Source organism: Endozoicomonas sp. SCSIO W0465, from assembly GCF_023716865.1.
GTDB lineage: Bacteria > Pseudomonadota > Gammaproteobacteria > Pseudomonadales > Endozoicomonadaceae > Endozoicomonas.
The window spans coordinates 2,039,110-2,053,778 of sequence record NZ_CP092417.1; the positions used below are offsets into that span (position 1 = coordinate 2,039,110).

The 14,669-nt window shown below is 49.2% G+C and carries 15 protein-coding genes; 6 read left to right on the forward strand and 9 right to left on the reverse strand.

What is annotated here, in order from left to right; translation table 11 throughout:
• Window positions 1-57: 57 nt before the first annotated feature.
• Complete coding sequence (locus tag MJO57_RS08855; RefSeq protein WP_252017318.1) at window positions 58-1,419, reverse strand: ISNCY family transposase; 1,362 nt, start codon at window positions 1,417-1,419, stop codon at window positions 58-60.
• A 157-nt stretch (window positions 1,420-1,576) separates the two neighbouring features.
• Here MJO57_RS08855 and MJO57_RS08860 point away from each other — a divergent pair, with 157 nt between their 5' ends.
• Complete coding sequence (locus MJO57_RS08860; RefSeq protein ID WP_256493337.1) at window positions 1,577-1,960, forward strand: LysR substrate-binding domain-containing protein; 384 nt, start codon at window positions 1,577-1,579, stop codon at window positions 1,958-1,960.
• A 142-nt stretch (window positions 1,961-2,102) separates the two neighbouring features.
• On the opposite strand, the gene MJO57_RS08865 is transcribed toward MJO57_RS08860, so the two are convergent.
• From MJO57_RS08865 to MJO57_RS08900, 8 genes are all read right to left on the reverse strand, one after another.
• Window positions 2,103-4,223, reverse strand: a complete 2,121-nt coding sequence (locus MJO57_RS08865; protein ID WP_252024626.1) for a flagellar biosynthesis protein FlhA — start codon at window positions 4,221-4,223, stop codon at window positions 2,103-2,105.
• Window positions 4,220-5,392, reverse strand: a complete 1,173-nt coding sequence (locus tag MJO57_RS08870; RefSeq protein ID WP_252024629.1) for a flagellar biosynthesis protein FlhB — start codon at window positions 5,390-5,392, stop codon at window positions 4,220-4,222. The genes MJO57_RS08865 and MJO57_RS08870 overlap by 4 nt, the downstream gene beginning before the upstream one ends.
• A 17-nt stretch (window positions 5,393-5,409) precedes the next feature.
• Window positions 5,410-6,183 carry a flagellar biosynthetic protein FliR gene (gene fliR, locus MJO57_RS08875; RefSeq protein ID WP_252024631.1) on the reverse strand — a complete coding sequence of 258 codons (774 nt, stop codon included), beginning with the start codon at window positions 6,181-6,183 and terminating at the stop codon, window positions 5,410-5,412.
• 5 nt (window positions 6,184-6,188) lie between these two features.
• Entirely contained in the window at window positions 6,189-6,455 is a 267-nt protein-coding gene (locus MJO57_RS08880) for a flagellar biosynthetic protein FliQ (RefSeq protein WP_252024633.1), read from the reverse strand.
• A 40-nt stretch (window positions 6,456-6,495) separates the two neighbouring features.
• The gene (fliP, locus tag MJO57_RS08885) at window positions 6,496-7,329 is read right to left on the reverse strand and encodes a flagellar type III secretion system pore protein FliP (RefSeq protein WP_252024635.1); all 834 of its coding nucleotides are present in this window, start codon (window positions 7,327-7,329) and stop codon (window positions 6,496-6,498) included.
• Window positions 7,301-8,023, reverse strand: coding sequence for a FliM/FliN family flagellar motor switch protein (locus tag MJO57_RS08890; protein ID WP_252024637.1), 723 nt, complete (start codon window positions 8,021-8,023; stop codon window positions 7,301-7,303). Before MJO57_RS08890 ends, fliP begins: the two co-directional genes overlap by 29 nt.
• A complete protein-coding gene (locus tag MJO57_RS08895; RefSeq protein WP_252024639.1) occupies window positions 8,020-8,481 on the reverse strand; it encodes a FliM/FliN family flagellar motor switch protein in 462 nt (153 codons plus the stop codon). Before MJO57_RS08895 ends, MJO57_RS08890 begins: the two co-directional genes overlap by 4 nt.
• A 154-nt stretch (window positions 8,482-8,635) precedes the next feature.
• Window positions 8,636-9,154, reverse strand: coding sequence for a hypothetical protein (locus MJO57_RS08900; protein WP_252024641.1), 519 nt, complete (start codon window positions 9,152-9,154; stop codon window positions 8,636-8,638).
• A gap of 190 nt (window positions 9,155-9,344) precedes the next feature.
• Here MJO57_RS08900 and MJO57_RS08905 point away from each other — a divergent pair, with 190 nt between their 5' ends.
• The 5 genes from MJO57_RS08905 to MJO57_RS08925 all read left to right on the forward strand — a co-directional run bounded on the left by MJO57_RS08905 (window position 9,345) and on the right by MJO57_RS08925 (window position 14,652).
• Window positions 9,345-10,427, forward strand: coding sequence for an OmpA family protein (locus MJO57_RS08905; RefSeq protein ID WP_252024643.1), 1,083 nt, complete (start codon window positions 9,345-9,347; stop codon window positions 10,425-10,427).
• 200 nt (window positions 10,428-10,627) lie between these two features.
• Window positions 10,628-10,963, forward strand: coding sequence for a flagellar hook-basal body complex protein FliE (locus tag MJO57_RS08910; protein ID WP_252024645.1), 336 nt, complete (start codon window positions 10,628-10,630; stop codon window positions 10,961-10,963).
• Between the two features lie 75 nt (window positions 10,964-11,038).
• Window positions 11,039-12,772 (forward strand): flagellar basal-body MS-ring/collar protein FliF, encoded by a 1,734-nt coding sequence (gene fliF / locus MJO57_RS08915; RefSeq protein WP_252024647.1) that lies wholly within the window; start codon window positions 11,039-11,041, stop codon window positions 12,770-12,772.
• Window positions 12,765-13,805 carry a flagellar motor switch protein FliG gene (locus tag MJO57_RS08920; protein ID WP_252024649.1) on the forward strand — a complete coding sequence of 347 codons (1,041 nt, stop codon included), beginning with the start codon at window positions 12,765-12,767 and terminating at the stop codon, window positions 13,803-13,805. Before fliF ends, MJO57_RS08920 begins: the two co-directional genes overlap by 8 nt.
• Window positions 13,806-13,809: 4 nt before the next feature.
• Window positions 13,810-14,652 carry a FliH/SctL family protein gene (locus MJO57_RS08925; RefSeq protein ID WP_252024651.1) on the forward strand — a complete coding sequence of 281 codons (843 nt, stop codon included), beginning with the start codon at window positions 13,810-13,812 and terminating at the stop codon, window positions 14,650-14,652.
• The last annotated feature ends 17 nt before the right edge of the window (window positions 14,653-14,669 follow it).

Sequence of the window (14,669 nt, forward strand, 5' to 3'; positions counted from 1 at the left end):
AGAAAACATCCTCCCACCATGCTGGAAAGGTACTTTCATGTAGCGTGGAGGTGGCTATCAGGATGGTGCCGGGTGTCTGGCCAGAATCACCAGGTTGTAACAGACCACCGATAACCAGCAATGAGAATCAAAACGCTCAGAACCCTTGCAGTGGCAACGTGATAGCCCAAAACATCTCTTTAGCCACGAAATTCCCGCTTCAATACCTGCCCGGAAGCGAAAGAGCGTTTTATACACATACTGACTTTTAGTCATCTCTTCGACTTCAAGTCCGCGCTTCTTATTAAAAGCTACATCGCTGATTCCCATGGCCTTGGCTTTTTCCAAATTAGCGCGACACGCGTATCCGCCGTCACCGCTTGTCTGGCGAGGTACACGACCATAAATTTCTTTTTGTCTTTCCATCATCGGAATGAATTGGTCCGAATCCGCTGGGTTACCTTCCTCAATAACCAGGTCCAGGATCAATCGACTTTTTCCCTGAACCAGGTTCAGTTTATGGCCATACTGTACTTGCCGCCTGTCTTTTACGATGATATCCGTATGGGGTTCATACAGGCTAACCACTTTTTCCTGGGCTGGCACCTTTTCACCCTTAAAGACCCTGCGCTCTGTCTGGGAGACTATTGCATCCACCAGGGGTAACAGGTGATCCACATCGGCCTGCCACTTGTCGGCATCATCAGCCAGGAGACACTGCCCCTGCTGACGGGCGTTTGCTAGCGTGACAGTAGCTTCGATAAGTACCTTCCGGGATTTTCGGGTCAACTGCAGCAGTTTTTTATAATGCTGATGCCGCTCTTCTTTGCCAGCGTAGATGCATTTTCTGGCCGCATCTTTTACGGCTCGGTTGTGATGGGTATATTCATAAAGCGGTGTCGCTGTCAGTGTTTGTCCCCGTTCCAGCAGCCGACAAATTTCTTTAACGGAACTGGCTAAAAGATCACTGTCGCAAGGAGGTTTGATATCCGATTCGGTGACTGTGCTGTCAATAGCCACAGTGCGCCCTTTTTCAATACCCTGATCTTTAGCGGTCATTAGCTGACAGTTATTAATCCGTTCCCATGTAGATGCAGTAAGAAGGCTGATGAGCCCATGCAAACTGGAGCGACTGGGGCGCTGGTTTGGTTCGAGGCGACAAAAGTCTCGAAAGAGCATGGAGTCCATCAAAACAAACGACAAGTAGTCATAATCACAATTCAAATACTGTTTCAGGAGTGCCGCACGAAGAACGGATTCTGCTGATAGTCCGTTCCGCCCAGTGTTCTGTTTATCACCAGAACTTAAGTCCTCATAAATCCAGTCATTGAACTGTGGATGGGCGTCAAGCCATTGCGAGATACCGGAAAGCTGGGAGCAGATTTCATGAGGTACGTAATGGAGTTCCATACTACACTGCGGGTTGCGTTTTTTGCGCATTTGGAGTCCTCTGTTTTTGGCAATCCCTTATGTTTCTTGCTCTTGGGAAGTTTAGTCGCCAGATAGCAGTAGGGCTCCACTTAATTTTTCAGGATAAAATCTACAGTTTTCAATTGGTTGTGTTTTTGGACGAGAACTAGATAATAGTCAGGGTGTCATCACTGTTGATTCGATTGAATCCTTAAAGTTTATCTACCCATCCAGTTGGGGACATTCACAGGCGCTTTTGGATGCGTGGTGTCTGCGGCAGGGAATTGAACGAAATATTGCTATTAGAACATCCGGTTTTGTTGCGGTTCCTGTGCTGATGAAAAAGCTTGGCCTGGTAACCGCCTTGCCTTCCGCCATTGCCCGATATTATCAACAACAATTCGGCTTTATTTACTACCCGATCGCCAGCAATGAACTGACGTATCGCCACCTGCTGGCCTGGCATCCACTCAGGGATAAAGACCCCGGTCTGGCATGGCTAAAGCAGCAGATAATGAAAGCAGTTGAAAGCATCGAATCTCATGATGCCATATCACCGGCAGCGTTATAGATCCTGTTGACGTGTATTCACGCAATGGGCTGCTCAAGAAAGAAAAGAGACGGTAATAGAAGAACCTGAATAAAGCAGAGGCTGTCCCGGACAGCGCCATGATGATGGAGCCAGGTGGTGCCAGGTTACAGCAGAAATCAACTCACCCCAGTTGCCCGATGATTTCCACCTGGAGGTCATCAGGGATCTCCTGAAAGGTCAGTATGGTTAATGAGCGGTGTTGTGCAATCCGACGATACCGGGAGAGCAGAGGCCAGAGTTGCGGTGCGACCAGCAACACTGGTTCCACCTGTTTGTTATGAGCCTGTCGAATCAACTCTGGAATATTGTTTTGCAGTTGCATCGACAGGCTGGGCTCGATAACGAAAGATGCTTCTGAAAACTGCGGATCCCGTTTGGCCTGTTCCCTGGCCAGCAACAGCATTTTTTCCAGTTCGTGGGACAGGGTAAACACCGCAAGCTGTTCCGGTATGGACTGATGATTGATCAGTGGTTCGATAATTTGTCGTCGTAACGTGATACGAACCTGGCGCACCAGCGCCAGAATATCCTGTTGTGGCTCTGTCGTCGCCAGTAAGGTGGCAGCAATACGCGGACTGTCAGCAATCGAGATATTATCAGTCAGTAGTCGTTTCAGAACCTGCATCAGCATTCCCGGAGGGAGTTTATCGGGAACCAGTTCGTCGCATAACTTCGGTGAGATTTGTCGGAGATGAGCCAGCCACCCTTGAGTCTCTTCGAACCCGAACAGTTCATCAACATGATTTTCTATCACCTTGCCAACATGGGTGGTAATCACGGTGGAGCAATCAACCACGGTATAGCCTGCCTGTATTGATGCCTCCCGTTCTGTCAGTGGAATCCAGTAAGCTGTCAGGCCATAACTGGGGTCTTTGACCGGAGGACCAAACGGCAGGGGCCGGGCATTCTCCATAGCAATGGCCAGTAGATGGTCTATGTGCAGTGTAAAATGATCGACGGCAACATTATGAAGCTGAATAGAATAACTGTCAGGGTCGAGGTTCAGGTTGTCACGTAGATGGATCATCGGGATCAGAAAACCGTATTGTTCTGACACTTCCCGTCGCAGGTGCCTGATCTGCATAGCTAATTCACCATTCGCCCCGGGGTTGTCCGGGCTCAACAGTGAGATCACCCGATAGCCAATATTCAGACCAATGGGATCAATGACTGATATATCTTGCCAGGTAAGCCGTTCCCTTGAAGTGATACTGCTCTCATCGTCTTTGCTATCAAGTACCTTATCCCGTTCAATCCTTCTTTCAACAGATATACGTCGATAGATAAACAACACCATCAATAAGCCGGGTATGACAAAGGCTACATGAGGCATTCCCGGTACCAAACCAATAACCACCAGTACAGCGGCAGCGACCATCAACGCCTTGGGTTGTCCTATGATTTCCTGTCGAACCTGCTGATTCATGTCCACCGCCCCGGATATCCGGGTAACCATAATGGCAGCCGCCGTGGACAGCAGCAGGGAAGGAATCTGGGCGACCAGCCCATCACCAATGGTCATCAACCCATAAAGCTGTGTGGCTTCGGTAAGGCTCATGTCATATTGCCAGATGCCAATGGTCACTCCCCCCAGAATATTGATCAGTAAAATCATCAACCCGGCAATGGCATCACCACGGACAAATTTGCTGGCACCGTCCATGGCGCCATAAAAATCAGCTTCACGGGTAATATCTTCCCGTTTCAACCTGGCCTCATTGTGATCAATCACGCCGGAGTTCAGATCAGCATCAATGGCCATCTGCTTGCCCGGCATCGAATCCAGAACAAAGCGGGCAGTGACTTCCGATATGCGACTGCCACCTTTGGTAATCACCACAAAGTTGACGATCACCAGAATCAGGAAAACCAGCAAACCAACAAAATAATTACCGGCAATCACCACATTGCCAAATGCTTCAATAACCTTGCCGGCAGCGTAAGGGCCATCATGCCCATAGATCAGCACCACGCGTGTCGAAGCAATATTCAGGGCCAGCCGCAACAGAGTTGCGACCAACAACAATGTCGGGAACAGTGAAAAGTCCAGAGGGCGATTTATGTAAATGGTAAGGATCAGCAGAATCAACGACAAGGTAATATTAAAACTGAACAGGAAGTCCAGTAGAAATGGGGGAATGGGCAACATTAGCATGGCCAGAACCACCAGCAATAATAGCGGTGTCGCCAATAAGGAAGGTTTGGGAGAGGTCGGCAGGAGCAAGCCGGTATTGCTGCTCATGAATGAGTTCCTGTGCTGGATGAATGCTGATATTTTTCAGGTATCTGTATATTGGGTGAGCTGGGGCAGAAGGTACTTTGATGAGTGCGATAACGGTCAAGTTGATAAAGGTAGACCATGATTTTTGCCACCGCCTGATACAAATCCGGGGCAATTTCCTGATCAATTTCCGTATGGTAATACAGGGCCCGGGTCAACATGGGCTGAATTAATACCGGCTTGCCCGCCGAACGCCCGATACTGATAATCAGTTCTGCCATATGATCAATACCCCGGGCCACCACCACTGGTGCCTGATGGCTGCCCGGCTGGTATTTCAATACCACGGCAAAATGGCTGGGGTTGGTCAGAACAACATCGGCATCGGGAATGGCATCCAGCATCTTCTTGCGAACCACTGAAGCCAGTTTTTGCCGGGTCTGTTGAATCCGCTGCCGGGTTTGTGGCGATCCATCTTCGTTCTTTAGATTGTCTTTGACCTGCTGTCGTGTCAGCAGCTGCTGTTTGCGAAAGCGGTGTTTTTGCCACACAACATCAACAGCGGCAATGATCATCAGCACACCAGAGAGCGCCAGCCCGGTGGATAATAGCAACTGTAATGCCCGGGTTGCAGCTATCGGCAGATAGTAGCTACGCAGTGCCATGATTTCTGGCTGTTGGTAGCGAAGAATCAAAAAAAGCGCCACCGCCAATAACAGGGTTTTTAATAATGCCCGTATCACCTCTGCCAGCCCCTGAGCAGAACAAATCCGTTGCAATCCTGATACCGGATTTATCCGCCGGGCCCTGGGGGCCAGAACCTTGACGCTGAAGATAAAGGGGCCGGAAATCAGGGCGCCAGCGATGACACTGAGTGCAATAACCAGAAACAGAGGGATCATGACACCCGGAAATAGGGCAAACGCCACCTGCAGACTGTCCATGATCGATGCGTTAGCACCAGCAGTATCGTTTAATGGTGTATTCACCTGAGTCAGCATGGATACAACGGTTTCGACCTGATCAAAGTAACGGGAAAAACCCAGCAGTGAAAAAACAGCCACAGTTTGCATGGCGATCATCAGATCCCTTGACCGGGAGACCTGTCCTTCTTGCAGAGCTTTCTGTTTCTGCCGTTCACTGGGTTGTTCGGTGGGTTCACTGCTCTGCTCTTGCTGTTCAGTATTCATCACTGCCCCTTATGGCACTAATCAGACAAGAGATACCCAAGAGTCTTCAGTGCATAGTGGATATGTTGTTCGACAACATAAGGCACCTGCAGAATATTAAGGCTCAACAGTGCTATTCCGACCAGCACGATCATGGGAAAGCCGAGGGTTAACAGATTCATTTGGGGGGCAGATCGTGTCATGAAACCAAAGGTGAGGTTGACAATCAGTAGACAGACAATAGCGGGCAGCGCAATGAGCAAACCGGCCCCGAACATCCAGCCAGTCATTGTGAGCAGCACAGTCGTTCTATCAATCACCGTCAGAAAATGCCCGATGGGTAGGGCATGGAAGCTTTCAATGACCACCACAAAGAACAGCAGATGGCCATTAATCAGAACAAAAAGCAGCTGGGCCATCACCTGGTAGATACGGGCAACCACAGTGACACTGATGCCATTGGCAGGATCACTCAGTTCGGCAAAACCAAGGGCCATCTGCAGGCCGGTCAAATGGCCTGCCAGGGTAAACACGCCGAAATAAATCAGTAATACCGCACCAAATAACAGCCCGATAAAAAACTCGGAACAGGCGATAAAGACAAGGCTCAGCGACAGGTCCGTGGTGATTTCAGTTGACAGTTGAAACATGGCAGCCACGGACAGTGACAAAGCAAGCAGGAAGCGTGCGGTGAGTGGCAACCAGTCACGGGTCAGTGGACAGGTCATGATGAACCCGGAAACACGACAGAATACCAGAAAACAAAGTATGGTGTGGTGAGACAGCTCAGAAGAGGCCAGTGAGTGAGCCATAGGAATTACTGGCTATTCACAATGGCAACAAAAAAGTCAATAAAGATGACACTCAACTCCTGAACCAGCCAGTGCAGTAACAGTGACAGCATTAATAAAGTGATGAGTAGCCGGGGCAGAAAGCTCAGAGTTTGTTCAGTGACCTGGGTTGCCGCCTGGATAATGCTGATTATCAACCCTACCAGAAGACCGGGAGCAATCAGCACCAGGGCCATCCAGGAAACGCTCTGCAATGCATTGGCAAACATGTAGACCGCATCGTCAGGTGACATTGATGTATCTCACATCGAAAGGCTGTGTTGTTAAGTGGAACTATATTGCAAAGCTCCTGATGGTACCCGCCATAATCAGGCTCCAGCCATCCACCAGAACGAACAGCAACAGTTTAAAGGGCAGAGAGATCAGCATGGGTGAGAGCATAATCATGCCAAGCGCCATAAGAATACTGGCGACCAGCAGATCAATGACCAGAAATGGCATCAGTATCATCAGCCCCATCTGCAGACTGGTTTTAATTTCACTGCTCAAAAAAGCAGGCATCAGTACCGAAAACGGAATATTCTCTGGTAGCACATCCAACTTATCGCCACTGTCGTCGACCACAGGAATTTCACCAGACAACACTAAAAATTGCTCCATCTCGGCCTTTCGGGTTTGCTTCAGCATAAACTGACGCAGTGGCAGGCTCGCAACGTCTATCGCTTCCCTGAATGGCATTCGCTCTTCCAGATAAGGTTCGACAGCCTGCTCCCGGATCTCGTCAAATACCGGCTTCATAATGAATCCGGTCAGAATCAATGCCGAGGCAATCAGAACCCGGGTAGGCGGTGTCTGTTGCAATCCAAGCCCCTGGCGAAGTATGGCCAGCACGATCAATACCCGGGTAAAACTGGTGGTTACCATCAGCAGGCCGGGAAGAAAGGCCAGTGCCGTTAATAGTAAAAATATTTGCAGGTTAACGGTGTAATCCTGCTGGTTATCACCGGACGTGACGGATAACAGAGGCAGCTGAAGTGATGCCTCAGAGAGCGGGGACACGATCAGCATCAAGCCTGCAATTATTCCGAAACGACGGACATAAACGGGGATATATGAAGTACCTGGCAAGAGATCAATATCAGAGGATTTCCAGAATACGCAGGCCATAATATTCCCCTGTCCGAACCACTTCGCCACGAGCAAATAATACCCCATTAATCATCACATCCAGTGGGTCATGTTCCCGACGGTTCAGACTGACGACAGCCCCTTCGCGCAGGTTGAGAATATCGGCAATGGCCATGCGTTTGCTGCCGACATTCAGCGTCATAGTGACTTCTACTGATCCGACAAGCCCCAGGTTTGGTGAAGTAAATCCAGCTGAAGGCTCTTTATCAGCTGAAGGCTCTTTATCCGCTGAATCCGCTGAATCCGCTGAGGGCTTTTTATCAGCTGAGGGCTCTTTCTCTGCTGAGGGCTTCTCATACGAACCGGACTCTGCATCGTCTGCAGCCGCTGATTCCAACGATCCCGAACTTCCATCGTCTATAGATTCTGAGGTCTTTTGGTTTGCATCATTATTAACAGGTTCCTCAGGAACGTCTGCTGACTGGTCGCTCTCCTGACCATTGACAGGCTGTGCAGCAGACTGAACATCGGAGCCCTTCAATTCGGATTGCCCGGAGGCGCCAGGCTCAGTGTCTCCCTTGGTAACATCGGTAACATCCGATGAATCCGGATTAATAACCGTTGAAGACTCATTATCAACCGAAGGGTCATCACTGGATAGAGGCTCTTTATCAGTAGACGATGCTTTCTCAGCCGATGGTTCATGATCAGCGGGTGCTCCGGAGTTGATCACTGGCTCTCCCCTTGTTTTAAACACTTATTGATTCGCACGGTAAGGTGACCTCCGTGCTGACCTGTAACGCCTTGAAACAAGAGGGCGTTCTCCACACTCATCTGTGATCTCCCCGGATGAGGTATTGGTAAAACGTCACCTGCTTTCAGCCCAGATAATTGGCTCATTGGCAAAGTCAGAGGCTCAAGATCAACGGTAATGTCAACTTCGATGTTAGCAAGGAACCGCGCTATATGATCTCTGCATGACTGCCTCGGGTACGTTTCCCTGCCCATCAATGCCCCTTGCTCAATCATGGCACTGGTAAAAGCATTGACCGGTGTGAAGAAGAGCACAGGGATTAACCACGGCGAATCGGCAAATGCCGGATCATGAAATTCAAGATCAAACTGATTAAGCAGGCAGTCGTCCGTGAACGAAGCAGCCGTTAACAGTGGGCCTCCCATCCATTGAGCCAAAGCAGAGATGCCGGTGCCCGATACGGTGCAATAGGACGTACACAGTTCCTGCCAGGCCTTTGCCAGCGCATTGGCAACCTGGTCCAGAAGCTGTTTGCCAATTCTTGTAAACTCACCTCTTGTGGTTTCTCCGGTAAAGTTCGGGGTAGAGTCTTTAGTTGACGGGTCTTTGGCTGATGAGTCTTTTGCAGGTTTTTTTTTTTGCAGAGTCTTCTTTTGCAGAGTCTTCAGGGCTATCAGCCGCAGAAGCGCTAGCTCCTATAGCCGATAAAGACGAAGACAAGCGACCACCAAAACAGAGTGCCGTCAGAATGTCAGGTAGTCGTTGATCTAACAGTAAAAATGCAAAGCTGATTTCACTGCAGATTGCTGAGGAAAAATGCTGATGGCTAAACGGGAGCTGAAAACGGTAGAGCGTCTGTCTGGGCAGCTTCTGTAATTGATTAATCGTCGTGTAAATATCGTTATTGAAATGATAACGGGCACCAACCATCGGGCTCTCAATGATTTTCGCCAGAGTCTTCAACATCTGATCAGGAAATGACAAAGAGAGGATCTCCAACTGCTTTGTCATTTGTAATACCGAAGGGGACATCTGATGCAGATAGCCACGCGGTAAAGGCCCTGAATCACTGTCAGTACTGATATTCACCACATTAACCACATTATGCATCGAACGACACTGTACTTCGAACGACACTGTACTTCGAACGACATTGCACTCCGAATGACATTGTGCTTCGCACCGCGATTCGAAGAGCTAAACTCTGTAGAAAGCATTCGATACTTCCCATGAACAGACTCCTGAAAAAGGTAGCCCATACAATTTTTTTTTCCATTCTGCCGGACAGAATGCGTGCATAATGAATATCGCTATGAAACAGATCGGGTTTTTACTGTCAGAACTGCTTGCTAATCCTGTTATCCTGATAACTCAGATATTATTAATACTGTTTTATTCACCAGTTTATTCACCAGTCTCTGCCAGCCTCTATAACTATGACGTCGCTATGGATGATGTTGACTGGCAGCTACATGAAGACAAATACTTCAAATGCCGTTTATATCAGAAGGTACCTTTATTTGGCGGTGTTGCCATTGTTGCTGAAGCAGGGCACCAGCAGTTTATTGAATTGGAATCCTCACTCTTCCCGACACGCCCGGAATCCGTACAGGTCTGGATCAAACCTCAGCCATGGGGGCAAGCTTATATTTCAGAATCCCCGGGCTCATCTGACGAAAATGCTGCCAAAACCGCCTCCGACCTATCCGGTCAACAACTCCAGGTCATATATTATCAATTGTCCGATAATTTTCAGGTGGAAGGACTTGAACTAAAACTGAAGCTGCCCGTCAGGCTGTTGCTTGATCGGCTTGATAGTCGCAGTTATTTGTCTGTTTATATTGTTAACCGTCTTGCCAGTAATGATATCGAGGTCAGAATTCCAACGGTGGGTATGCTACCAGCAATGGAAAAAATGTCAGACTGCATCATCAGTCTCCTGCCCAGAAACTTTCAGCAATTGCATCAATACAATCTTCATTATGCCCTGGGAAAATATTTATTAAATAATAACCAGCGACAGTGGTTATTAGACACTGCACGCTATGTAGCGGTTGATAAAAGCATCAACGAAATCACCATCGACGGTAATAGTGATAATACCCCCTTCAGGGACAGCGATGAGACCATTGACCGGTTACAAAATCTGGAACTGTCAAAAAAACGGGCTGATGTTGTGCGCAACCAGTTGCAACAATACCTGAAGGAAGCCAGTATTGCCCGACCGGTTAACATCGTTACCCGCTATCATGGTGAACGTTATCCTATTGCCAGTAATGCAACGGCTGCCGGACGTTATGAAAACAGGCGGGTTGAGGTTACGTTGCTGAGAGATGTCACCAGCAGCCAGGCAGAGGAACCTGAAGGTTCTTCATCTTATTGAGTCTTTGCATCATTAATCATGGCAAGTACCTGTAAACAATCTATCTTTAAGAGGGTTCTAAACTGCACCGTCCATCAAACTATCTATCTTATTAATCAATTTGTCGTAATCAATCTGTCGTGATCTATTTTCCGTAATCAAAATCTGGCCATCAAAATATTTCGCTTGGTGTTTAAAGTAATAAACGACTATTTAAGTATGTGAGTAAGTTATCAATGCCCATTCCCGCAATATTGCCTGCTAACAGTGCATTTCAGACAGAGTTCTTGCCAAACCCCTTCACTCCCATTAATCCCGTTATGGCTGGCACTGAGCAACCAGACCCTTTTCATCGTGTCTTTGCAACCCTGCTGAACCATACCAACCATACTCTACTGCAAGCTGAACAACACATGACTGAGCTGGAAGCGGGACAGGATAATTTGATTGAAACCGTGATGTCGGTTCAGAAGGCAAGTCAGACCATGAATATGCTGATACAGGTCAGAAATCGTATTGTTGAGGGGTATCATGAAACATTTAATCAGCAGGTTTAACAAAGTAGTCGTTTATATCCAAAAGCTCTGAACCAAAAAACCTGAAATGGTGGACAAAAACGGTGGGCAAAAACGGTGGATAAAAACACCTCCCTGCAATCGTCAGTCGGTGTCAGTGCGGCGTTGCAAAAATACTGGCACCAGCTGCAGGGCTGGCTTGTTGCAGTATTAAAAGGAACGCCCGGAAGCTCTGGAACCAATCAGAGGCTGCTGATACTGATGCTGGTCAGTGCCTTGCTGATAGCGGCACTGATTAATATTACCCTCTGGTGGTATGATCGTGATTTCCGCCCTTTGTATGGCTATGGCGAGCATTACAATATGGCAGTGATCATCGATATTCTGGATAAACAGGGGATTGGCTACCGAATCAATCCGGATGATGGGCAACTGATGGTCCGTGCCAACCAGCTTTCAGGGGCTCGCATGGCCATGGCCGCCGGCGGCATCATTGCCACTGGCTCAAAGCCGTGGATGCCGGAGCAATCAGGCCTTGGCAGCAGTCACTTTGTCGAGCAAATGCAGTATCTGGGTGCGCTGGAAACGTCGTTATCAGAAACAATCAGCGGTATCGATGCCGTTCGCTATGCCCGTGTCCATTTATCAATACCTGAGCAGAGCGTCTTTTTCAGGAGCAGCCCACCCGCCAAAGCATCGGTGTACCTGGAACTCTACAGTGGCATGCGGCTTCAGCCGGATCAGGTGGAAGGTATCATGCGTCTGGTCAGTGGCAGTGTGGCCACGCTCAATGAACAGGAGGTTACTGTCGTCGATCAATATGGCAATCTGCTCAGCCAGGCCATTGCCACTGCGCTGATCACCGGCAGTGACGGCATGGGAAATAGTTATCTCACCGCCAGAACCCGTATTGAAAGCCATCTTGAACTGCAGATAGCAAAAATTCTCGATGCGGTGGTCGGCCCTGGCTACTATCGGGTCGATGTCGCTGTTGATCTGACCTACGACAAAATAGAACAAAATTCCGAGCAGTTTGACCCCAATATTGTCTTAAGAAGCGAGTCGATTGAGTCCGGTACACCTTTTTTGATGGATAAGCCTGCTCCCATTACCAAGGCACCGCAGGTTCCTGCCCCCGGAACAAAAGCACCTGAATCCGGACAAGAAGACGTCGGTGAGCAGAAAGTGATTCGTAATTATGAGGTGAGCCGGCAGATCAGCAATGAAACCCGTTATCCCGGTCAACTAAAGCGATTAACCATTGCCGTAGTCATTGACTATGGCAGCCTGAAAGCAGAAAAAATACCTGACTCAATATCCGGCACAACATCTGGTAGCACAACATCTGACACAACATTGCAAGACAGCGAGGCAAGGTTAACAGCACTGATCAAACAGGCGGCAGGGTTTGATGCTTCCAGGGGCGACGTTGTGAGCCTCGCCATTCTGCCTTTTGCCAGCGTCCCGCCGCCACTGCCCACTACTGACCAGAAAAGTTTCTATCGCTGGCTTGACCTCGGTATCAAAGTGATTCAATTGCTGTTACTGATCGCACTCCTTTTGCTCATTGTGTTGGGCTGTCGACGAGTTTTACGGGGGAGCACCTTCTTGACATCGGGGTATTCATCAGAGATGTCATCGAGACCAGCAGGAAGTAACAGTGCAACTGCCTACGGTACAACAGGTCCTTTCAGGTCAGCAGTGGCTGATGGTGAAATCCCTCCTGATAAGATGACTCCCGTCACTCTGGAGGATCAGGTCGCTCACTACCAGAGGCTGGCCCGGAATGAGCCGGAAAAAGTTGCCGCAGTGTTAAAAGAGTGGATCAACAGGAATCATTCAGATGGTTGAGGCGCCAACCGGACAGCCTGTCCGCTCCACACAGAGCCTGTCTGCAGCCAACTGCTCTGAGGAGGAAGCGGCAATCTTTCTGTTGTTGCTCGGTGAGCAGGCAGCTGCCAACGTAATAAAACACTTCACAGCTGGTGAAATAAGAGTCATCAGCCAGTACTCGGAAAAAATGCAGGTAAAGGATCGTGACCAGCTGGTGATGATACTGAGTCAGTTTGAGCTGTCATTTGCCAATGTCAGTTTATTGCTGGGTGATTATCAGGTCCAGATGCGGCAGGTCCTGCAAAAAGCATTGGGTAAAGAACAGGCTCGCTGTCTGGTAAACCCGCCGGGCAGTCACCGGGAACCACTGACCGGCCTGCAATTAATGAAGCCAGAGCTTCTGGCGACCATGATCCGGGATGAGCCGGAGCAGTTTCAGGCGGCGGTGCTGGCCTGTCTGCAATCGGACCAGGCATCAGATGTCATCAACCTGCTTCCCCCGGAGCGGGTGCAGGGCATTCTGGAAAGAATTGCCCAGCTTGGTAGCTTGTCCCAGGCATCCCTGCAGGCCATTGTGACCTTTTTGCAGTCATTTCTTGATGAACAGGCAATTGATCACTTTTTGCCTGTCAACGGTGAACAACATGTTGCTAATATTCTGAATCTTTCTGACACTGAGTTAAGAGACCAGACTCTCCTGAACCTGAAGCAATCGGACAGTGCCATGGCCGGGCGAATAGAAGAAAAAATGCTGGTATTTACCCAGGTCATCAACCTTTCAGTGGATAACGTGGCCAAACTGCTTGCCAGTGTTGAATCATCGGATTTAACCATGGCGCTTAAAGGGGAAGCGGAGAATGTCCGCCAGCACATTTACCAGGCCATGAGTAAAAGAGCGGCTAACTACCTGCGGGAAGAAATGGAGGCATTGGGTGCCGTTCCACAGAGTAAAGTGAAAGAGGCGAGGCAAAAAATCGTCAAGGTGATGGACGACCTGTTGAAAAGTGGAGAGATTGACATGCCCCGTGGTAATGAAGTCATGCTGGAGTAACCCGATGATAAAAACTGCAGGATTATGCCCGGTCACCGGAATCAATAACGCTGACCCGAATGGTACCCGTGACGCTGGTGCCGTGCCAGCGCTATCAGGCTCCGGGCTGCCGGGAGATGAGCCCCCGGAGCCTGAGCAGCCCTTCGTCCTCCGCTACCAGTTCCCTCCGTCGAATGATGGCCAGGAGCAGTCCATTGGTCACGGAGCCTCTGCTCAAATTAATTTTCACATGTTGCGGGAGGTCATTCGCCGAGTCCGAAAACGACACCTTGACCACCGTCGCAGGGCAGAAGACGCAGGGTATGCTGAAGGCCGTCAGCGTGGTTATCAGGATGGTTATCAAGATGGTTATCAAGATGGTTTTCAGGCCGGACAGCTGGCGGGATTGAATGAGTCACAGCAACAGCAGAAAGAGCGCTCGGAGCAGTGGCTGGCTCTGATGAACAATCTCTGGAATGAACTGTCCAACCTGCATCAATCGACCTTGCTGCATTTAGGCCAGCCGCTGATCGAACTGATCAGCAAGGTGGTCAGGCAGGTAGTCAACCATGAACTTGCGATTTCGCGAGAGTCATTACAACAACTGGTTACCGATTCTCTGTCCATGCTTCCGGATATTAAAGAGGTGCATCTGCTGATCAATCCGGTGGATCGTCACCTGATAGATCCCATTGTCAAACAGCTACCCGAAGGCTGGTCTATTCGGGAGGATAATCGTCTGACAGCGGGCGGATGTCGTCTGATTACCGAGCATGGCGAAGTTGATGCAACGGTGGAAAGTCGTGTGATGGCCTGCATTGATACCGTGCATGAACAGTTAATTAATGAACAGTTGATGCCAGCGTGACCCATTCCACACTTCCT

Excerpts from the sequence above, each read along its gene's own strand:
- MJO57_RS08900 (WP_252024641.1), bottom strand. The coding sequence starts at position 9,154 with ATGCATAATGTGGTTAATGTGGTGAATATCAGTACTGACAGTGATTCA.
- MJO57_RS08865 (WP_252024626.1), bottom strand. The coding sequence starts at position 4,223 with ATGAGCAGCAATACCGGCTTGCTCCTGCCGACCTCTCCCAAACCTTCC.
- MJO57_RS08925 (WP_252024651.1), top strand. The coding sequence starts at position 13,810 with ATGATAAAAACTGCAGGATTATGCCCGGTCACCGGAATCAATAACGCT.
- MJO57_RS08880 (WP_252024633.1), bottom strand. The coding sequence starts at position 6,455 with ATGTCACCTGACGATGCGGTCTACATGTTTGCCAATGCATTGCAGAGC.
- MJO57_RS08905 (WP_252024643.1), top strand. The coding sequence starts at position 9,345 with ATGAATATCGCTATGAAACAGATCGGGTTTTTACTGTCAGAACTGCTT.
- MJO57_RS08920 (WP_252024649.1), top strand. The coding sequence starts at position 12,765 with ATGGTTGAGGCGCCAACCGGACAGCCTGTCCGCTCCACACAGAGCCTG.
- fliP (WP_252024635.1), bottom strand. The coding sequence starts at position 7,329 with ATGGCCTGCGTATTCTGGAAATCCTCTGATATTGATCTCTTGCCAGGT.
- MJO57_RS08855 (WP_252017318.1), bottom strand. The coding sequence starts at position 1,419 with ATGCGCAAAAAACGCAACCCGCAGTGTAGTATGGAACTCCATTACGTA.
- MJO57_RS08870 (WP_252024629.1), bottom strand. The coding sequence starts at position 5,392 with ATGAATACTGAACAGCAAGAGCAGAGCAGTGAACCCACCGAACAACCC.
- fliR (WP_252024631.1), bottom strand. The coding sequence starts at position 6,183 with ATGGCTCACTCACTGGCCTCTTCTGAGCTGTCTCACCACACCATACTT.